At 61.5% G+C, this 18,921-nt stretch carries 17 protein-coding genes; 11 read left to right on the forward strand and 6 right to left on the reverse strand.

Annotated features, from left to right (window positions below):
- The 8 genes from G3O01_RS23440 to G3O01_RS23475 all read left to right on the forward strand — a co-directional run bounded on the left by G3O01_RS23440 (nucleotide 1) and on the right by G3O01_RS23475 (nucleotide 7,464).
- Nucleotides 1-894, forward strand: a complete 894-nt coding sequence (locus G3O01_RS23440) for an aldose 1-epimerase (protein WP_205808148.1) — start codon at nucleotides 1-3, stop codon at nucleotides 892-894.
- The gene (locus G3O01_RS23445) at nucleotides 891-1,700 is read left to right on the forward strand and encodes an SDR family oxidoreductase (protein WP_205808150.1); all 810 of its coding nucleotides are present in this window, start codon (nucleotides 891-893) and stop codon (nucleotides 1,698-1,700) included. Before G3O01_RS23440 ends, G3O01_RS23445 begins: the two co-directional genes overlap by 4 nt.
- A 70-nt stretch (nucleotides 1,701-1,770) precedes the next feature.
- Nucleotides 1,771-2,883 (forward strand): porin, encoded by a 1,113-nt coding sequence (locus tag G3O01_RS23450; protein WP_205808152.1) that lies wholly within the window; start codon nucleotides 1,771-1,773, stop codon nucleotides 2,881-2,883.
- 51 nt (nucleotides 2,884-2,934) lie between these two features.
- Entirely contained in the window at nucleotides 2,935-4,047 is a 1,113-nt protein-coding gene (locus tag G3O01_RS23455) for a Gfo/Idh/MocA family oxidoreductase (RefSeq protein WP_205808154.1), read from the forward strand.
- 444 nt (nucleotides 4,048-4,491) lie between these two features.
- Nucleotides 4,492-5,733 (forward strand): SpoIIE family protein phosphatase, encoded by a 1,242-nt coding sequence (locus G3O01_RS23460; RefSeq protein ID WP_205808156.1) that lies wholly within the window; start codon nucleotides 4,492-4,494, stop codon nucleotides 5,731-5,733.
- Between the two features lie 2 nt (nucleotides 5,734-5,735).
- The gene (locus G3O01_RS23465) at nucleotides 5,736-6,299 is read left to right on the forward strand and encodes a SiaB family protein kinase (RefSeq protein ID WP_205808166.1); all 564 of its coding nucleotides are present in this window, start codon (nucleotides 5,736-5,738) and stop codon (nucleotides 6,297-6,299) included.
- Nucleotides 6,300-6,317: 18 nt separating this feature from the next.
- The gene (locus G3O01_RS23470) at nucleotides 6,318-6,713 is read left to right on the forward strand and encodes a DUF1987 domain-containing protein (RefSeq protein WP_205808168.1); all 396 of its coding nucleotides are present in this window, start codon (nucleotides 6,318-6,320) and stop codon (nucleotides 6,711-6,713) included.
- A 1-nt stretch (nucleotide 6,714) separates the two neighbouring features.
- Complete coding sequence (locus G3O01_RS23475; protein WP_205808170.1) at nucleotides 6,715-7,464, forward strand: GGDEF domain-containing protein; 750 nt, start codon at nucleotides 6,715-6,717, stop codon at nucleotides 7,462-7,464.
- Here the strand turns inward: G3O01_RS23475 and G3O01_RS23480 are convergent.
- Both G3O01_RS23480 and G3O01_RS23485 read right to left on the reverse strand, forming a co-directional pair.
- The gene (locus tag G3O01_RS23480) at nucleotides 7,461-8,576 is read right to left on the reverse strand and encodes a high frequency lysogenization protein HflD (protein ID WP_205808173.1); all 1,116 of its coding nucleotides are present in this window, start codon (nucleotides 8,574-8,576) and stop codon (nucleotides 7,461-7,463) included. The two genes, G3O01_RS23475 and G3O01_RS23480, sit on opposite strands and share 4 nt — an antisense overlap.
- Nucleotides 8,570-9,163 (reverse strand): DUF1007 family protein, encoded by a 594-nt coding sequence (locus tag G3O01_RS23485; protein ID WP_205808175.1) that lies wholly within the window; start codon nucleotides 9,161-9,163, stop codon nucleotides 8,570-8,572. Before G3O01_RS23485 ends, G3O01_RS23480 begins: the two co-directional genes overlap by 7 nt.
- A gap of 214 nt (nucleotides 9,164-9,377) precedes the next feature.
- Between G3O01_RS23485 and G3O01_RS23490 the strand changes: the two genes are divergently transcribed.
- Nucleotides 9,378-9,956 carry an NnrU family protein gene (locus G3O01_RS23490; protein ID WP_205808177.1) on the forward strand — a complete coding sequence of 193 codons (579 nt, stop codon included), beginning with the start codon at nucleotides 9,378-9,380 and terminating at the stop codon, nucleotides 9,954-9,956.
- Between the two features lie 15 nt (nucleotides 9,957-9,971).
- Here the strand turns inward: G3O01_RS23490 and G3O01_RS23495 are convergent, their stop codons facing one another.
- Nucleotides 9,972-10,823: a LysR substrate-binding domain-containing protein gene (locus G3O01_RS23495; RefSeq protein WP_205808179.1), complete on the reverse strand. Its 852-nt coding sequence runs from the start codon at nucleotides 10,821-10,823 to the stop codon at nucleotides 9,972-9,974.
- Nucleotides 10,824-10,929: 106 nt separating this feature from the next.
- On the opposite strand from G3O01_RS23495, the gene G3O01_RS23500 reads away from it, so the two are divergent.
- On the forward strand, nucleotides 10,930-11,568 hold the full coding sequence (locus tag G3O01_RS23500) for a LysE family translocator (protein ID WP_205808181.1): 639 nt from the start codon (nucleotides 10,930-10,932) through the stop codon (nucleotides 11,566-11,568).
- A gap of 159 nt (nucleotides 11,569-11,727) precedes the next feature.
- Nucleotides 11,728-15,072, forward strand: coding sequence for an adenylate/guanylate cyclase domain-containing protein (locus tag G3O01_RS23505; protein WP_205808183.1), 3,345 nt, complete (start codon nucleotides 11,728-11,730; stop codon nucleotides 15,070-15,072).
- Between the two features lie 17 nt (nucleotides 15,073-15,089).
- On the opposite strand, the gene G3O01_RS23510 is transcribed toward G3O01_RS23505, so the two are convergent.
- The 3 genes from G3O01_RS23510 to G3O01_RS23520 form a co-directional block, all read right to left on the reverse strand.
- Nucleotides 15,090-15,869: a hypothetical protein gene (locus tag G3O01_RS23510; RefSeq protein ID WP_205808185.1), complete on the reverse strand. Its 780-nt coding sequence runs from the start codon at nucleotides 15,867-15,869 to the stop codon at nucleotides 15,090-15,092.
- A 24-nt stretch (nucleotides 15,870-15,893) separates the two neighbouring features.
- A complete protein-coding gene (locus G3O01_RS23515; protein ID WP_205808187.1) occupies nucleotides 15,894-17,306 on the reverse strand; it encodes a hypothetical protein in 1,413 nt (470 codons plus the stop codon).
- Nucleotides 17,307-17,308: 2 nt separating this feature from the next.
- Nucleotides 17,309-18,921 (reverse strand): type VI secretion system Vgr family protein (locus tag G3O01_RS23520; protein ID WP_205808189.1); only part of this gene is annotated, 1,613 nt, incomplete at its 5' end.

Here is an 18,921-nt window from a genome sequence, read left to right on the forward strand (position 1 = left end):
ATGTCGAGTGCACCGGAACTGTTCTCGCTGGGTAACGACGCGTGGCAGGTGCGCGTTGCGCCGTCGCTGGGCGGCGCGATCGTCGATGCGCGCTGGCGTGGCCGCGACGTATTGCGGCCGACGCCCGTCGCGGAACTCGAAGCGCGCAACGTCCGCAAGACGGCGTGCTATCCGCTCGTGCCGTTTTCGAATCGCATCGCGTTCGGCGTGTTCAGATTCGGCGATTCGCGCTACACGTTGGCGAAGAATCTTGCTGGAATGTCGCATGCGATTCACGGCGTCGGGTTCCAGCGGGCGTGGTCCGTGCGGGAAAGCAGTGCGAACGCTATCGATATGCGACTGGCGCACACGCCGGATGAGAACTGGCCGTTCGCGTTCGAAGCGCAGCAGCGTGTCGCAATCGACGGCGATCAGTTGACGCTGCATATGCGCGTCATCAACACCGATTCACGCACAGCGCCTTGTGGCGTGGGCTGGCATCCGTTCTTTCCACTCGATACGTCTGAAGGCGCAACGCGTTTGCAATCGGAGTTCGCATCGATGCTGGTCAGCGACGCAAACGACCTGCCGTGCGCGAGCACGAAGCCACCGCAATTCAGCGCACTGGATGAAACAGTCGTCGATAACTGCTTCACCGGCTGGAGCCGAAGCGCGCATATCGACACGCCGCACCATCGGATCGCAATCGAAGCGAGCGATGCGTTGCGCTGCGCAGTTGTTTTTCGTCCCACAGGCCAGCCATTTTTCGCATTCGAGCCTGTCAGTCACGCGAACAATGCGCTCAACGGCAACGAGCCACCCATGCATGTGCTCTCGCATGGCGAAGCACTCGAAGCAAGCGTCGCCATGTCGATGCAAACGCTGAACACAGAATCACTCAGGAGCGAGTCATGAATTCAAACCGTCCGTTGTATCCGGCGCTGGCTGGGCAAGTCGCGTTCGTATCGGGCGGCGCATCGGGCATCGGCGAAGCGATGGTCGAAGCGTTCTGGGAGCAGGGCGCGCAAGTTGCGTTTTGCGATCTCGACGACGAGGCCGGCAACGCGCTGTGCGAGCGGCTTGGCGGGGCGGGTGGCGACGCGTCGTCGGTCAGGCGTGTACGGCCCTGGTTCGCGCGCTGCGACGTGCGCGATATCGACGCGTATCGCCAGGTACTCGACGATGCGGCGCATGCACTCGGACCGATCCGCACGCTCGTGAACAACGCAGGCCGCGACACGCGCCACGCGCTCGATGATCTGTCGGTCGAGATGTGGAACGAGATGCTTGCCGTCAATCTGACGCATCACGTGTTCGCGACGCAACGCGTTGCACCTGGCATGCGTGCAGCGGGCGGTGGCTCGATCATCAATCTCGGCTCGATTTCCTGGCTGCGCGGGCGCCCGAACCTGATCGGCTATACGGCTTCGAAGGCGGCGATCTCGGGCATCACGCGCACCCTGGCGCGTGAACTCGGCGACGGTGGCATTCGCGTCAACGCAGTGCTGCCTGGCGCAGTCGTCACGCCGCGACAGACTGCTCTGTGGCGCGACCCCGCCGCCGATCAGCAGTTTATCGATCTGCAATGTCTGAAGTTCCGCGTCGAACCCGCGCATATCGCGGATTCGGTGCTGTTTCTCGCGAGTCCGCAAGCGGCGGCGATCACGGGCCAGAACCTGATCGTCGATGCCGGACTCGCGCAGGTGTCGGTCGTCGGATAGACGGGCGGCGGCCGCTCTCGCGTCATCACTAGAAGAACCACTAAAACCAAAGGAATCTGGAGACTTTCTGATGCTTCACACGAAAAAGTGCCTGAAAAAGGGCGCGTGGGCGCGCTCGTGCCTGCGAAACGGCGTAGCGGCTGCGGCTTTGGCAGCAGTGGGACATTCTGCTGCATGGGCGCAATCGACGCTCACGCTGTACGGCATCGTCGATTCGGCCGTGCAGTACGGCAAGTTCAACGATACCGTCGGCGCAACGGCGATGGCTGCGAGCGGCAATCTGCAGGCGTCGCGTTTTGGTTTTAGAGGAAGCGAGGACCTGGGCGGCGGGTATCGCGCGAACTTCCAGCTGGAAACCGGCTTTAACACCTATACGGGCGTGGGCGGCGGTTCGACGATGTTCAATCGTGGCGCGTCTGTCGGGCTGTCGAGCACGACGTATGGCAGCGTCGACGCGGGCTTCATGTATCTGCCCATCTACTGGGTGTTTCTCGCATCGGACGTCGCGACCTACGGTCTGTCGAATCCCGCCGCGATCATGTCGCTTGAACATACGACGACGCTCGGCAAGTCGGGCACGGGAGGCTTCTATCCGAATGCGGTGCGTTATCGCACGCCGAACTTCAATGGCCTGACGAGTGAAATCGGCTATTCGTTCGGCGCGCAGAACGCATCGGGCCAGACCGCCGACGGACGCAACATCGGCATGAACGTGATGTACCAGCGCTTCGGCATGATGCTCGGCTATGGCTTCAACCGCTACCAGTATTACGCGAACACGGGCACGCTGACGGCGTCGTCGCAACTGACGCACGTGGTCGCCGCGACCTATGGTTACAGCGGCAATTTCATCGGCGCGAACTATATCTACTCGAAACGCACTGACGCGACCAACTGGTTTGCATCGGCGTTTCTCGTCAACGCGAAGATTCCGGCCGGCCCGGGCGATATCGAACTGGGCGTCGCGCGACGCATCGAGAACGCCGACGCACGCGCGATGGCGTACAACGCGGGCTACGTGTACTTCCTGTCGAAGCGCACGCAGCTCTATGGCTATGCATCGATGATTTCGAACAACAGCCATTCGACCCAGGGCTTCGCGCTGCTCAATTCCACCTATGCAACGGTGACGCCGGGCTTCGACCCATGGGCAGTCACGGTGGGCTTGCGCACTTCGTTCTGATCATCCCTGCGTGTGCGGACTCGCACACGCCTTTCCACTGAAGGAGATTCCATGACAGAGCCTTTGAGATACGGCGTGATCGGCGCCGGCATGATGGGACAGGAGCATCTTCGCAATATCGCGCTGCTGCCGAACGCGACTGTCACGGCGCTGGCGGATCCGCATGCGGAGTCGATTGCCTCGGCGACGAAGACCCTGGGACGCGACGTGCAGGTATTCGCCGATCATCGCGATCTGCTGAAAAGCAACGCATGCGACGTGCTCGTAGTCGCGACGCCGAACGACACACACCGCGCCGTTCTCGAAGACATTCTCAGCGCGCCGACGGCGTATCCGACGCTGATCGAAAAGCCGCTCTGCACGACGATCGCGGATTGCCGGCAGCTGGCTGAAGCGGCATCGGGCTACCGTGCGCCGCTCTGGGTGGGGATGGAATACCGCTATATGCCGCCGCTCACGGCCATGATCGACGAGATCAATAACGGTCAGATTGGCGCACTGAAAATGTTCTCGATTCGCGAACATCGCCATCCGTTTCTCACGAAGGTCGGCAACTGGAATCGCTTCGCTGCGCGCACGGGCGGAACGCTGGTCGAGAAGTGCTGCCACTTCTTCGATCTGATGCGTCTGATCGTCGACGACGAGGCGGTGCGCGTGTTCGCTTCGGGTGCCGCCGATGTCAATCATCGCGACGAAAGTTATGACGGCAAGGTGCCCGACATGATCGACAACGCGTATGTGGTTGTCGAATTCAAAAGCGGGCGCCGCGCGAGTCTCGATCTTTGCATGTTCGCGGATGGTGCGTACTGGCAGGAAGAGTTCTCGGCGGTAGGCGACAAGGGCAAGGTGGAGTGCTACGTGCCGGGCGCCGGCAAGCATTGGCCGGGGCGCGGCGAGCGTCAGGCTGAACTCGTTGTCAGCCCGCGTGATCCGAAAGGACCCGTGCGGCGAACCGTCGAAGTTGATGAGAAGCTGCTGAGCCTCGGCGCGCATCACGGATCGACGTATTTCGAGCATCTTGGTTTCCAGCAAGCGGTGCTTGAAGGTGCGCCGGTCAAGGTCACGGTGGAAGATGGGTTGAAGGCTGTCGTGATTGGTCTCGCAGCGGAGCAGTCGATCAGGGAAAAACGGGCAGTGGAGATCGACGGTTTGCGGCTTCATTGACGGATAGTCCGCAATGAAAATGGCGCTCCTGACATATATGGCGTCAGGAGCGTGATTCTTGTATTCTTACTGACGTAATTCGGGCTAATTTGTTCACGGCAATCGTTTGCCCTGTATTAAATGTGGTGAATAGACCAAGGCATTCCTTTAATGATCGAGTGCATCTTGTCGGCAGTCGCTGGCTACATTTTCTCTCGCGCTCATACGCACAACAGCATGACGTGACGCGCTTTTGCATCACTTTTCATGGCAAACGTTTGCCGGTGTGCATATCGCGTTGATTACGGGAAAAGAGTGGCTCTTTTCTAATTGTCATAGCGCCATTTGCATAAAGAATTCGGGCAATTCCGTCGCTAATTGTCTAAAGAAAATATTCTCTGTCACATAAAGTACACAGAGAAACATTAGCGTGCAGGGTTTCTCCATACACCGGCCCGCTTCGCCATGCATCCCGCGTTTTCACGGTTACGCCGTCCATCCGCACAGGGAGAACCGCGCTCTGCAGGCGACCTGTGCCAGCAGGTTCCATCCGTCGATGCGGAAGACCCCAATTCGGTCGTGATGGAAATCTTCTCTTCGCGTCGCGACATGACGAGTCTCGCGGTGATCGAGGGCAATCGTCCAATCGGGCTGATCAATCGCGATATCTTCCTGTCGCAGATGAGCAAGCCTTTTCATCGCGAGCTCTACGACAAGAAGAGTTGCATCGCGTTCATGGACAAGGAGCCGCTCGTCGTCGATGCCGACATGAGCATCGAAGCGCTGACGTTCAAGACGGTCGAAGTCGGCGAGAAAGCGCTGGTGGATGGTTTTATCGTTACGCGCGACGGCAGTTTCGTCGGGCTCGGCAGCGGGCTTCAGTTGCTTGGCGCAGTGGCCGAGATGCAGGCGGAAAGAAACCGCCAGATCATGCAGAGCATCGAATACGCGAGCGTGATCCAGCGCGCGATGCTGCGTGCTTCTCGCGACACGCTTGCCGCAAGGCTTCCCGATGCCGCACTCGTGTGGGAACCGCGCGATGTGGTCGGCGGCGACTTCTATCATTTCGCCGCATTTCCGCATGGCTGGTTCGGCGCGGCTGCCGATTGCACGGGCCACGGCGTGCCCGGCGCGTTCATGACGCTGCTCGCGTCGGCGTCGCTATCGCAGGCGCTGGAGCAGATCGGGCCGCGCGATCCGGCGGCGCTGCTGGCGGCGGTCAACCGCAACGTGAAGAGCCTGCTTGGCCAGGTGCATAGCGCGACGGAAGTATCGCAGTCGGATGACGGTCTCGATGCTGCGTTCTTCTGGTTTGACGCGCGCGAAAACCAGCTGCATTTCGCGGGCGCACGCATCTCGCTGCATATCCTGACGCCGGACTCAGACCAGTTCGAAACGATCGCGGGCGACCGCATGGGCGTTGGCTATGTGGACAGCCTCGCCGACTACGAATGGAAGCTGCGCACGTTGACGGTGCCGCCCGGCAGTCTGCTGTTCATTTGCACAGACGGCCTGATCGACCAGATTGGCGGCCCGAAAAACATCGCGTTCGGCCGACGCCGCGCACTGGACCTGATTCTCGCGCAACGCACGCAGTCGCCTTCGGCAATCTGCGAAACATTGCGGCACGCGCTGGCCGACTGGCAAGGCGCACAACCGCGCCGCGATGACCTCACCCTGTTTTGTGCCCGCATTACCGACCAATAAGCATGTCTCAACTACTCGATCAAGACAGCGCCTTTTTCGATCTGGCGCAGCGGCGTAATGTCCTCTTCTATCACAAGGGGTACTTCTCGCATAACATCGTTGCCGCGATGGGCGAGGTCGTCAAATTGCAACTTGAAATTGCCGGCGTGAGCGGTCCGACGCGCCGCAAACTGTTCTCGTCGTTTGTCGAACTGTCGCAGAACATCGTTCACTATTCATCGGATTCGCTTCAGCCCGACAACGAAGGCGGCGGCTCGATTCGCGAAGGCGCCGTGTGCATCAGCACGGAAGGCGAGAGGCACCTGATGATGTGCGTCAACCCGATTGCAGCGGAAGATGTCGAGGGTCTGCGCACCAAGCTGGAGCCGCTGCGCAGCATGTCGGTGGAAGAGATCAAGCAGGCCTACAAGGTCTCGTTGCGGGCCGACACGCCCGAAGACAGCAAGGGCGCAGGTCTGGGTTTCCTGACGATGGCGCGCGATGCGAGTGCGCCGCTCGAATTCGAATTTCATCCGCGTGCCGACGAACCCGGAACCACGCTGTTTTGCCTCAAGGCCATCATCTGAGTAAAAGGCTCACGAGCTATGGACAATCTCTACATTGCCGCAACGGCGACGTCTCCGGAAGTCGACTTTCGTTTCGATCAGCACTCGCTGCTGCTGCGGGGCGAGTCGTACCCTGAGAATGCAGCGGCGTTCTACGCGCCGATCATCGAACAGTTGCGCCAGTATCTTTCAGAGTCGGTTGGCGCAGTGATTACCGTCGACGTCGTGCTGACCTACTTCAATAGCTCCAGCACGAAGATGCTGTTCAGCGTATTCGACGCACTGGACGAAGCCGCGCAGTCGGGCAGCCGCGTGCTGATGAACTGGTATCGCGACGAAGAAGATGAAACGATCTTCGAGTTCGGCGAAGAACTGAAGGCCGATTTCCAGGCGATCGAATTCACCGATCGCCCGGTCTCTCACCAGGGACAATAAGGTGCCGCGGATCTCATCGCCGGACGCGCCCGCAAGCGACGCACCGGATCTGTTCCAGAGCGAGAACGACGCGCTCGACAGGGCGCGCGCGATCCATGCGGCCGCCAATGCGGATGCGCACGATTATCGCCAGTCGCTCGGCGAACTCATCACGCACTACGAGCGCCTGATGCGCGAGACGCGCCGTTTGATTGGCCGCAGCGACCGCGCCGAGCGCGAGATGCAGGCGCTCGCGCAGCAACTGGCGCACCGCGCGACGCACGACGCGCTGACGGGCGTGCTCAATCGCAGCGCCGTGATCGAACGCGCCACGAAGGCGCTGCGCCACGATAGCGCAGTGATGATCATTCTCGACATCGACGAGTTCAAGCGCGTCAACGACGATTTCGGTCATCCGGCAGGCGATGCGGTGATTATGGGTATCGTCGAGTGTCTGCGGGGAATCGTGGGTGAGCGCGGCTTGATCGGCCGGGTTGGCGGCGAAGAATTTACGGTGCTGCTGCCCGGCTACGAAGTGGAGGATGCGCTGCAAGAGGCGGAAAACATGCGTGAAGCGATTGGCCGGCACGTGTTTGCATCGCCCGTGGACCGCCGCATCACGGCGAGCTTCGGCGTCAGCGCGAATGCCGTCGGGAGCGGTTTCGACACCGCGTACGGCCTCGCCGACGCTGCGCTCTATCGCGCCAAGCGCGGTGGCCGCAACCGCGTGGAATTCGCGAACCCGGAAAGCGCGGCCGCCTGCAGCCGCTAGGTCAATGCAGGTTGCAGATAGCCCGTCAGAATAAGGGCCGTCTGCACGGCGCCGAACAGCACGATAGCGGCGGCGCCAGCGATGGCAGCCACGCGCTGCGTCGTTTCGATCCGTGCGCGAACGCGCAGGCTGCGGGCCATGACGAAGCGGTTCGCGCCGATCGCGCCGAGTCCGAAGAGCGTGACGGTCAAAGCTACGCCCGCACCGATGGCGAACGTCGCTGCGATACCCACCCACGGCGCGTGCGCCGCGACCGACGCAATCAACACGAAGATCGATCCTACGCATGGCCGCACGCCCGATGCAAAACCCGTCGCGAGAATCTGCGATGCGGCGGGGAACCTGGCTTGCACGAATCGCGTTGAGCCGACGGGTTGCCGCGCGTGGAATTGCAGCTTCGTGCCGAGATACGCGGGTTCGTCCGTCGATGCCTCGTTGCGTTGCGCAGGCACGAGTTTCAACGCGCGCGGATCGGCGCAGCAGTCGCGCCGCGCAAGCGTGCTGTAGATGGTCCAGCCGCCCGCCAGACAAAGCAGAAGGTAACTGACGATGTCGAGCGAAGCCGCGCTCGACAGCACGCCCGACACACCCGCCTGCGCGAACCATACTGCGCCGAACACGAGCACGATTGCACTCATCGCCTGCACGATGGCGCTCCAGCTCGCGAGTGCGACAGCCTGGGCGACACGCGTGTTACGCGAGCCGAGCCACGTGCTTGTGACCAGCTTGCCGTGCCCAGGGCCGAGTGCATGCAGCACGCCATACGCGAAGGAGAGCGCGAGCAGCGTTAGCCACTTCGATGGCGCGGGTGTTCGCTGCAGCGCATGCGCGGCGTCTGCAATGCGCGCGTTGAGCCTGCCTTGCCATACGATCGATGTCGCCAGCACGCGGCGCACGAATTCGGGAAGCACGAGCGTGTGACTGGCTGCTTCGGCGGAAGGGTTTTCGGGCGCGCTCGCGCTTGCCGCAGTTGCTGAAGACGGTTGCACGGGCCGGCCGAAAACATCGACAGCGGGCGATGCCGCGTGTGACGGCGCAATCATCGCAAGGTTCGCGAGCATCACGAAAAGCGCAAGCAGTAGACGGCGTAACAGACGTTCGGGCATCAGCATGATATTGCCGTCGCCTGTGGAACGACGATGCCGTTGAAGATGGGATGCGCGTGATCCTGAAAGGGCTTCGCCGTGCAACTGGACGCAGCGTGTCCGTCCAGCGTGACTGCGTTGGCGTTGTCAGGTTCGTAATCGACGAAGAACGAGTCGTCCCAGATGCCGAGCGAAACTTTGTGTGCGCTTACGTCGATGGGCTTTTTCAGCGGCAACGTGAAGGTGTAGACGAGCTTGCCGTGATCGACCGAGACGCGGAAGTTCGCGGGTTCCCCCAGAGGCTGCGCAGTGCCGTCGACGTAAAGATGGCTGAAGTACCCTGCACCCGCGAGCGAAGCAAAGGCCTGTTCGCGGAAGATCGCGGTTTGCTTTGCGTCGAGCGGGCCGTTGTCGGGCAATGTGTCGATACCGACTAGCTGGACAGGAAAGCCTTCTGAAAACCGCCACGATTGCGCTATCGACACCACGGATGTGCCTTGCATCTGCACATGCGCTGCAAATCGTATCCACACATGCGGATGCGCAGCGGCGACCCCGGACACCACGAATGCGGCCGCGCCTGCGAGCCGCCTGATGACAGAAAGATTCAACATCGCTTTTGATTGTTGGTTCTACGATCACACGCCGACATGGTGCGAAGCACTGTCGAGCATGCCGATGCTTTCTTTCAAACGTGAGGCGGCAGCGGGAGAAAGCGCGCTATTGTCGCATGAGCGGTGGGTGCACGCCGGAAGCGCGATATTGGCAGAGCGGGCATCATGCGGGACAATCGCCACCATCCAGCGACGTCTGTCACGAGGAGCCGTCATGTTGATACTGATCTTGGGCTTGGTGCTATTCCTGGGCGGACATTCGGTCCGTATCTTCGCGGAAGACTGGCGCAGCGCGCAAATCGCGCGGATGGGCGAGAAGAAATGGAAGGCGGCATATTCCATTGTGTCGCTGATCGGACTCGTGCTGATTATCGTCGGATACGGCATGGCGCGGCGCGAGCCCGTCGTGCTGTGGGCGCCGCCAGTATGGGCGCCGCATCTCGCGGGTTTGCTGACGCTTTGCGCGTTCATTCTGTTTCCGGCCGCGCATGCGCCGGGGAATCATTTCAAGGCGATTTTCAGGCATCCCATGACGCTCGGCGTCGCGCTATGGGCGTTGGCGCATCTGCTGGCGAACGGGACGCTCAACGCGCTCGTGCTGTTCGGCACGTTTCTCGTGTGGGCCGTGCTGGATATCGCGGCCGCGCTGAAGCGGGATCGCGCTGAAGGCGTGGTGTATCCGAAAGGGACGCTGTCGCGCGATGTGATGCCCGTTGTCGCCGGTGCCGTTGTCTGGGCTGCATTCGCATTCTTCCTGCACGGCTGGCTGTTCGGCGTGAGGCCGTTCGGCTGAAACGCGGCATGAAAGCTACGATCTGAGATCGGCCAGCATCTGCTCGGCGAGAAAGTCGCACGGCGGCCGCGACGAACGCGCGCTGCGCGCAAGCACGACTTCTAACGAAGCCAGAGCCGGTAAATCTTCTGCTTCGCCGAGTTGCGCGAGATGCGCAGGCACGCTGCATCGCGCGAGCGGTGCGACGGCGAGACCTGCCTCGACCATGCAGATCAGGCCCAGAAGACTCGGGCTTTCATACGACATTCGATACCTGATATTGGCCTGTTGCAGCGCGCCGATGGCGTGCGCGCGCGCCGTGCTTCCAGGCGCAAACACGGCGATTGGCAGCGGACGCTCCTTCCATATCTGCTGATTGCCGCGCGCGGCGGCCCATACCATCGGTTCCGCGCGGATCGTTTCTCCCGTGATACCGCGCGTCTTCGTGATGCACGCGAGGTCGAGCGTGTTGTCCTTCAGCAAGGGGACGAGCGCGCTGCTCGGCATGCCGATCACGCGGACCTGCACGCGCGGATGCGCAACCGCGAATTTGCGCAGCACGGTGGGCAGCAGCGACGACGCGTAATCGTCGGGCACGCCGATGGTCACACGGCCGCGTATCTCCGGCCGCACTACCGACGACCACGCCTCTTCACGCATCGCCAGCATGCGCCGGCCGTAATCGACGATGGTCCTGCCTTCTTCCGTCAGCGCCACGTTGCGGGTCGTGCGCACGAAAAGCGGCTTGCCTAGCGCTTCTTCGATGGTCTTGATCTGCATGCTGACGGCCGACGGCGTGCGATGCAAGGACGTCGCGGCGCGCGCAAACGAACCCGTGTCGGCCACGGCGACCACCATTTCCAGAACGTCGAGATCGAGTTTTTTCATCACTCAGAAAAATTGAATAATTCATTCAGTTTAAATCGTTTTACTTAGCGGTCGTGCGTCCCGATACTGGAATCGTGATTGAAACCGGGAACGTACGGGGCAGCGCATGAGAACGATGGTCGAATTCATTACCGTGGGCGGCATGCTAGCCGTGACGCCCGGTCCCAATATGGTCTACGTGATGATGCGCTCGGTCGCGCAGGGTACGCGTGCGGGGTTGATCTCGCTGTCCGGCGTGATGCTCGGCTATCTGACGTATATGTTCGGTGCGGCGTTCGGCATCACCACGCTGTTTCTCGCGATACCGGGCGCGGGCCGCATGCTTGCCGTCTGCGGTGCGCTCTATCTGCTGTATCTCGCCTGGCAGATGCTGAGGCCGGGCGGCCGCTCGCCGCTGCAAGTTGAAGTGGCGTCGATTGAAAGGCCGCGCCGGCTGTTTGCGATGGGTGCGACGACGAGCCTGTTGAATCCGAAGCTCGCGCTGATTTTCCTGTCGCTGCTGCCGCAATTCATCGACTATCGCGCGGGAGGTGTGTTCAGGCAGTCGCTGACGCTTGGTTTTTCGCTGATCTTTGCGTTTGCTTCCGTGAATACGGCGGTGGCGATGTTTTCGGGCAATCTCGCCCGGTTTCTGGCGACGCGGCCGAACTGGCTCGGTGTTCAGCGCTGCGTGATGGGCGTGATGCTGTTCGCGCTCGGCGCGAAGATGGCGCTGGATGCGTGGGAGTGGAATCTGTCTGTGTGATACAGATCAAATCCGCTGACATTTGCGCAAGGCAGGCGCATATGACCGCCTGAAAAACCACCCACACAAGCAGTCGCCCGCGTGCACAACACCTACACTAGACAAGGTGTGGTGTTGCATTTTTAAGCGCGCAACGAGAACCAGACTCCGGCGACGACGATGAATATCGAACTGTGGTTGGGTGGACTTGGGCTAGATCAATACACACAGGCGTTTGTCGACAACGACATCGACGCGACGATGCTGCCCGGACTGACCGACGCCGATCTGAAGGAACTCGGCGTGCAATCGCTCGGACACCGCAAGCGGCTATTGGCGGCGATTGCGCAGATGTCGGCTGCGGGAGCCGATGCGCCGCCTGAAACCCAGCCTGCCCGCGATAAACCCGTCGCGCCTGCCGTCAGCGCACCTGTGGACGAGCGCAGACAGGTCACCGTGCTTTTCGCCGACCTGTGCGGCTTCACGGCGCTCTCGAGGACACTCGATCCCGAGGAGTTGCGCGAGTTGATCGGTCGCTTCACCGCATTGGTCGACGACATCGTGCTCGCGTACGGCGGCACCATCGACAAACACATCGGCGATGCGGTGATGGCGCTCTTTGGCGCACCACGGGCACACGAAACCGATCCATTGCGTGCGGCCCGCGCCGCGCTAGATATTCACGATGCGCTCGACCAGTTGAGCGCGAAAAGCGGGCGCAGCTTACAGGCACATATTGGCATTGCAAGCGGCGAGGTGGTTGCGGGCGCAGTCAGCCGTGCCGATGCACAGGACTACACGGTGCATGGCGACACGGTGAATCTCGCCGCGCGCCTGGTGTCGGCGGCGGGCGCGCGGCAGACGCTGTTGTCCGACGGGGTGCGGCGTGCGCTCGGCGACAGCGCGGTCTGCGAACCGATTGAGGACATGCACCTCAAGGGTATCGACGGGCCCGCGCGCGCGTGGCGCCTCTCCTGCATGGTGCGCGAGCCTGCCCGTGCGAGCCGCAGCCGATTCGTCGGACGCAAGGCGGAACTGGAACAGTTTCGTGGCATCGCGCGCACGTGCGTCGAACAGCGAACCGGACATGTCGTCTATGTGCGCGGCGATGCGGGAATCGGCAAGACGCGGCTCGTCGAGGAGATGCGCGTGTTTGCCCAGACGCAATGCTTCGCGGTGCATCGCGGCCTCGTGCTTGACTTCGGCGTCGGCAAGGGGCAGGACCCTGTTCGCGCGATCATCGACAGCCTGCTTGGCCTGGCGCCCGCGGCCGACAGCGAAACGCGCGAGGCCGTGGCCGCGCGGCTTGTCGACAGTGGCGTCATCCAGCCTGAGCAGCGGGTCTTTCTCGACGATCTGCTCGATCTGCCGCAAGCGGGCGAATGGCGCACGCTCTACGACGCGATGGATCACGGCGCGCGCAAGCACGGCAAGCAGGCCGTCGTCGCGGCGCTGACGGCCGATGCATGCCGGCGTGGCGCGAGCATGATCGTCGTCGAAGACCTGCATTGGGCCGACGCCGAGGTGTTGGGCTACCTGTCTGCGTTTGCGTCGGGTATTGGCGGCGGTGTGGGATTGCTGGTACTGACGTCGCGCATCGAGGGCGATCCGCTCGACGCCGTGTGGCGCGCCCGCATGCGCGACACACCGCTCGCGACGATCGATCTTGGTCCGCTGCGCCGCGACGAAGCGCTGACGCTCGCGGGCAATTTTATCGACGCGACGCAGCGCGTGGCGCTTGCGTGCATCGAACGCGCAGACGGCAATCCGTTGTTTCTCGAACAGCTTTTGCACAACGCCGAAGAAGGCAGCGGCGATGCCGTGCCGGCGTCGATCCAGAGCCTCGTGCTCGCGCGTATGGACCGGCTCGACGCGCTCGACCGCGTCGCGTTTCAGGCGGCATCGGCGATCGGGCAGCGCTTTGGGCTCGCGCTGCTCAGACGGCTGATCGACAGGCCGGACTACGACTGCCGGACACTCGTCGCCAACGCGCTCGTGCTGCCGGAAGGCGACGACTTTCTGTTTGCGCACGCACTGATTCAGGAGAGCGCGTACTCGACGCTGCTGCGGGCGCGGCGGCGCGAGTTGCATCGCTGCGCCGCCGACTGGTTCGCAGACACCGACGTCGTGCTGCGCGCACAGCACCTGGATCGCGCCGAAGATGACCGCGCGCCGCAGGCTTACCTCGATGCGGCGCTTGCGCAGCGTGCCGTGCATTTCACGGAGTCTGCGCTGCATCTGATCGAGCGAGGGCTTCGGATCGCGCACACGCCGCACGACACGCATGCGCTGACGTGCTTCAAGGGCGAATTGCAGCGGGATCTGGGCGACATTGCAGCGTCGATTGCGACGTATCGCTGCGCAGTCGATGCAACACCCGATGATGCCAGCCGTTGTGTCGCGCAACTTGGACTCGCGGAAGGTTTGCGGGTCAACGAGGGCTTGAGCGAAGCGCTTGCGCTGCTCGACGCTGCGCAGCAGATAGCGGTGCGCGAAGACCGCGTGAGCGAGCTCGCGCGCCTGCATCATCTGCGCGGCAATATCCTGTTCCCGCTCGGACGGATCGACGATTGCCGGATCGAACACGAACGCGGGCTGGCTTACGCGCAGCGACTTGGCTTGTCCGAAGCGGAGGCGCGCGCGCTGGGCGGTCTCGCCGATGCCGCCTATGCGCAAGGACGGATGCGCACAGCGTTCGAGTACTTCAGCCGTTGTGTCGCGCTTTGCCGCGAACATGGCTTCGGTCGTATCGAAGTGGCCAACCGCTCGATGCAGGGCTTTAGCCGCATCTACCTGAACGAGGCGCGCGAGGCACGTGTCGATGCGATCGCTGCGTCGCGCGATGCGGCGCTCGTGGGGCAGCCGCGCGCGCAGTTGCTATGCGAAACGCTGGGCGCATTCGCGTGCTACGAAACGGGCGACATGCGCGCGACGCAGGTTCATCTCGAACAGGAAATGCAGTTGATCCTGCAACTTGGCGCGCGGCGGTTCGAGGCGCAGAACCTGGAAATGCAGGCGCGTGTGCTGCTTCACAACGGGCAGCGGGAGCAGGCGGTGCGCGTGCTGAGGGAGTCGTTGGCACTGTGTCGCGAGGTCGGCATGCAGTTCAGCGCGCCGAAGGCATTGAGCGTGCTGAGCCGCGCTGTCGACGATGATGTCGAGCGGGTCCGTATGCTTGAAGAGGGCGCCGAACTGCTGCGGCGTGGTGCAGTCGGTCACAATCATCTGTGGTTCTATCGCGATGCGATCGATGCAATGCTGTCGATGCGCGATCCGGCGGGCGCGCTGCGTTATATCGAAGCACTCGAGCAGTACACGCGTACGGAGCCATTGCCGTGGGCTCAACTGTTCGCGGCCCGGGGGCGCGTGCTAGCTGCAGTGCTTCGTGATTCGGCCGATGAAGCCGTTCTTCAGGAACTTAAAAGCGTGAGTGGGGCACTGGCGGCGGCGGGGTTCGATGGCGCGCGGCGTGAGGTGGATGCGGCGCTGATAAAGTTCCAGAGTTCGCGGAAGGAGGGGCGGTAGATACGGCTCGGTAGCGACTATTCGACCACCACGACTGATTTGCCCGTTTCTCTTTCCAGTTTGCCCGGCAACGCGATCATGATCAGATAGGTGCGCACCATCATACCCGCCGACCACAGCGACATAGGCATACCAAGGACCGCCAAAAAGAGCAGCACACCGTTTGCGCCAAAGCTCTCCGACAACAGGCGGCTCAATATCAGGTAGAACGGTGCGATTCCCATTACGACGTACATCAGGACCTTGGGGAACGGAGAGCGCTCGCTGTTGAAGCGTTCATAGAGTTTCCCGGCCTCTGCAATGTTGTACGCATAGTGGTCGCCGTTATCGGCAAATGCCTTGGCGACGAATGAGGTCTTGTCGATCGTGTGCCGCACGCTTTTGTACGCGAGCATGATCCAGCGGGCCGTCAAGGCAATCCCGCCCAGCAGGCCTGGCCAATGCATAGCGGCAGGCATCGGTGAAAACAGAAAATAATAAAAGTAACAAACAATGCCAAAAAAATAATAGACAGCGAACATCGCAACAGTCACGACGATGCCGCATGCCCTTAGTGCGTTGCTCCCGCGAGATATGAAAGCGACCACGAACGGGCCGCCTGCGCAAAACAATGCCAGCAGCATGCCGATTATCCACGGCGCAGAGCCGACGGACAGTTCATCTGTGTAGACCAGATACGAGAAACCCGCTGCCAGCAACGTAAATATCAACGCCATTGGTGCGACTTTCTTCGCATTCGCCAATACGTGATTGGGCTTTTGCTGTCGGGGCTTCGAGATCGATTCAGTACGCGACATTGAGTGAGATCGAAAAGGTGTGCTTCAGGGCATGTACATCAGCGGATAGGAATCGTAGTCCTTCGGCATCGACTTGGCCAGATACTCCGCGGCATGCTTGAGCGATTCGCCGATAGACCGGAACCATGACGTGACGTGCTCCGTCGCATGGACCTTCTTGTCGAGGTAATCGAGTCCGTAGCCCACCGCAATGGCGACGACGATCGTACCGACAACAATAGCCACCACGGGCAGCGCAACAGTGCCCGCCAGTCCCGCGACGATCGTACCGACAGCAACGGACGCGACGGCCGCGCTCAGGCCGGCTTTGGCGAGATCGATACCGATCTTGCCGAGCAGATCGGCAAAGTCTTTCTTGCGTTTGCCGTCCGGTCCGACCTGCTGGTAGTCATGCAGCCATTCGGCGACATCCAGCGAGACGGTGAAGATCAGCGCGATCAACCCGGCCTTCTTGAACGCGCCTTTCGAACTCTCCCACGCTGCGGCGGCACCCGATTCAACCGTGCCGGCGCCACCTGCCAGGGTCAACACTTTTTCATTCCTGACACCATAACGCGCAGCTGTGATCAGCTTGCGCAGGCGCGGATTGCCGGTGAAAACAACATACCAGCGCTCACCCACGTTCTTGTGCACGATCTTCATCAGCTTGAATCTTTCCAGGAGCAGTTCCTTGATCCATTCCTTGTTGTCGCTGAGAAAGGCCGTCGTGCCGGCGAGCTGACCGATGAGCCAGTTGCGCGTCGCGATCTTGTTCGTGTCGATCGCCGTCTCGTCGCCGCCGCCTGCTGCGATGCCGTCGAGTATCTCCTGTGGCAACGACTGTTTGTTGACTTCGGCGACATGCGCCTGCTGCGCCGGCTCCTGCACGGTGCCGGCCGCGAGCTTGACCGGCACGGGACAGGTCCATTGCTGCTGCGCCGTCGTCAGGTCGAATGGCTGCGGCGCGCGAAGATAGTCGGGAAGGGCAGGCTGCGGGTATGACAGCAGCGCTGGGGTGCGCGGGCTCGTGGCAGGCAACATTGCGAATGGCGGCCCGCTTGCCTGATTCGTGCCCATCGCGATGATGATGGGATCGGGCTTTGCCTTCGGATCGGGATTGCTGCCCGTCAGGCCGAATTGATGCATCGAATAGCGTTGCAATACTTTGCCGTTCTGCTTGAGCAACAGTTCGCCCTTGAACGCACGGCTGATCCAGATGTGATAGCGCTGCCCGTCGGCGAATTGCCCTTGCTGCACGCGCTTTTTCTTCACGACGTCGTAGATCCAGTCCTCCGGTGCCTCGACCGTATAGGTTGCGCCTTTGTTGACGTGGATGTCGAAGATCACGTCGCGATGTTTGCGCAATAGCACGATGACATCGGTCTCTGCCCAGCATTGGACCGGTTCGCCTGGCAGGTCGATGCAGACCTGGTGCTGAATCATGGGGCGATTGCCCATTGTTATTCTCCGCTGCGTTTGAGCTGATTCGCGACGAACCGGCCGAAATCGATACCCTTCAGTTCGCCTTTGCCTTCACCGTCGAGCACCAGGTTGTGGACCGCACCGTCCTCCGACATCAGCTTGATCGGCTCGCCCTGCGGGACGTTGCCATCCGCGTCGACATAGCGGAGCCGCATGTCCGCCTTTTTGCCTTCGGCGTTGAAAGTACGGCTCAGGCTCGTCGGCCCGTTGAACGTATGCTGAGCACCCTTGATGTCGATATTGCCGGGCGCATGAATCTCGATGTTGCCGTCCTTGATGCGTATGTAGGCACCACCCGATGTCAGTAGCACTTCCTGTTTTGCGGCGGCCTCGATCTGATCAGTGGCGGACAGCAGCTTCAGCGTCTTCTGCGCCGTGATCTCGACGTTATCCGACTGCGCCTGCACTTCGACCTTGCCTTTCGCAGCGAACAGCTTCATGCCCGCGTTCTGCACGAACAGGCTGATCTTCTCCCCGACACTTGCAATCAGCGACTTGCCTGCCGCGATATGCGTGCTCTGTCCGCTGATGAGATTCGTGTGTTGCGTCGAAGCGATATGCGCGGATTGCTGCGTCGATATCGCAAGACCCGAAGGCGTCGCGAACAGCATGATCGGTTCCTTGAACGCGTTCGCGTTGCCGGTTCCGCCGCCCGCTGTGTTGCCGCCGCTGCCGCTCGAACCCGCGACGCTATTCTGCGTCGCATCGCTGAACGATTTGAGCGCATCCGTGCCGTCTTTCAGCGACTCGGCCTGATGCGCCTCGCTCGCCGACGACATCGCATCGATCACGCTGTGCGAGTTCTCCAGTTGCGAGCGCGCCGCACTCGCGTCGAGCGGCTGGCTTGCCGTGCCATTCGACGGATGCGTCGACACATACAAACCTTGCGACGCGCGCACCGCGCCATACGCATCCGATTTCAGATCGAAGCCGCTGCCCAGATACGCGCCGCGTGTATTGCCGTTCTGCGCGACCAGATAGCCGAGATGCAGGAACGAATCCGCGCTGCTGCTATAAAGCTGCACGCGGTTCTGCCCGGTCGCATCGTCCATCACCATCTGGTTGTAGCCGCTGCCCTGGTACTCTTTCGAGCGATAGCCCGACAGAATGCCGTTCGAATGCCATTGCGGCGTCTTCGCGCCGTTATAGACGCGCCCCGTGACGACAGGCCGGTCGCAATCGCCATCAAGCCAGCTGACGATCACTTCTTCGCCGATACGCGGCACATGCACGCTGCCATAACCGCCACCTGTATCCGACATCGCGACGCGCACCCAGCACGATGCGTTTTCATCGCCCTGATTCAAACGGTCCCAATGAAAACGCACCTTGATGCGATTCAGTTCGTCGGTATAGACCTCTTCGTTCGCGGGGCCGACGACGGTAGCCGTCTGCAACCGCATCTCGGGCTTGCGATGCTCGAACGGACTGCGGTACGGAATGACCTTGCGCTGCGCCTCGACCCGCGCCATGAAAAAACCTTCGCTGCCGTCGCTGCCTTTTATCGCCAGCGATTCCGCGCCGTGCTGCGCACGCGCCTGCGCAATCACGCTATTCAGGCTGTGAGGGAAATCCGTCGTACCCGACGACA

The sequence above is a fragment of the Burkholderia sp. Ac-20365 genome, from assembly GCF_017104715.1.
Classification (GTDB): Bacteria; Pseudomonadota; Gammaproteobacteria; order Burkholderiales; family Burkholderiaceae; genus Paraburkholderia.

Excerpts from the sequence above, each read along its gene's own strand:
- G3O01_RS23500 (WP_205808181.1), top strand. The coding sequence starts at position 10,930 with ATGAGAACGATGGTCGAATTCATTACCGTGGGCGGCATGCTAGCCGTG.
- G3O01_RS23505 (WP_205808183.1), top strand. The coding sequence starts at position 11,728 with ATGAATATCGAACTGTGGTTGGGTGGACTTGGGCTAGATCAATACACA.
- G3O01_RS23460 (WP_205808156.1), top strand. The coding sequence starts at position 4,492 with ATGCATCCCGCGTTTTCACGGTTACGCCGTCCATCCGCACAGGGAGAA.
- G3O01_RS23440 (WP_205808148.1), top strand. The coding sequence starts at position 1 with ATGTCGAGTGCACCGGAACTGTTCTCGCTGGGTAACGACGCGTGGCAG.
- G3O01_RS23495 (WP_205808179.1), bottom strand. The coding sequence starts at position 10,823 with ATGAAAAAACTCGATCTCGACGTTCTGGAAATGGTGGTCGCCGTGGCC.
- G3O01_RS23450 (WP_205808152.1), top strand. The coding sequence starts at position 1,771 with ATGCTTCACACGAAAAAGTGCCTGAAAAAGGGCGCGTGGGCGCGCTCG.
- G3O01_RS23490 (WP_205808177.1), top strand. The coding sequence starts at position 9,378 with ATGTTGATACTGATCTTGGGCTTGGTGCTATTCCTGGGCGGACATTCG.
- G3O01_RS23465 (WP_205808166.1), top strand. The coding sequence starts at position 5,736 with ATGTCTCAACTACTCGATCAAGACAGCGCCTTTTTCGATCTGGCGCAG.
- G3O01_RS23480 (WP_205808173.1), bottom strand. The coding sequence starts at position 8,576 with ATGCTGATGCCCGAACGTCTGTTACGCCGTCTACTGCTTGCGCTTTTC.
- G3O01_RS23510 (WP_205808185.1), bottom strand. The coding sequence starts at position 15,869 with ATGTCGCGTACTGAATCGATCTCGAAGCCCCGACAGCAAAAGCCCAAT.
- G3O01_RS23515 (WP_205808187.1), bottom strand. The coding sequence starts at position 17,306 with ATGGGCAATCGCCCCATGATTCAGCACCAGGTCTGCATCGACCTGCCA.
- G3O01_RS23445 (WP_205808150.1), top strand. The coding sequence starts at position 891 with ATGAATTCAAACCGTCCGTTGTATCCGGCGCTGGCTGGGCAAGTCGCG.
- G3O01_RS23455 (WP_205808154.1), top strand. The coding sequence starts at position 2,935 with ATGACAGAGCCTTTGAGATACGGCGTGATCGGCGCCGGCATGATGGGA.
- G3O01_RS23485 (WP_205808175.1), bottom strand. The coding sequence starts at position 9,163 with ATGTTGAATCTTTCTGTCATCAGGCGGCTCGCAGGCGCGGCCGCATTC.
- G3O01_RS23470 (WP_205808168.1), top strand. The coding sequence starts at position 6,318 with ATGGACAATCTCTACATTGCCGCAACGGCGACGTCTCCGGAAGTCGAC.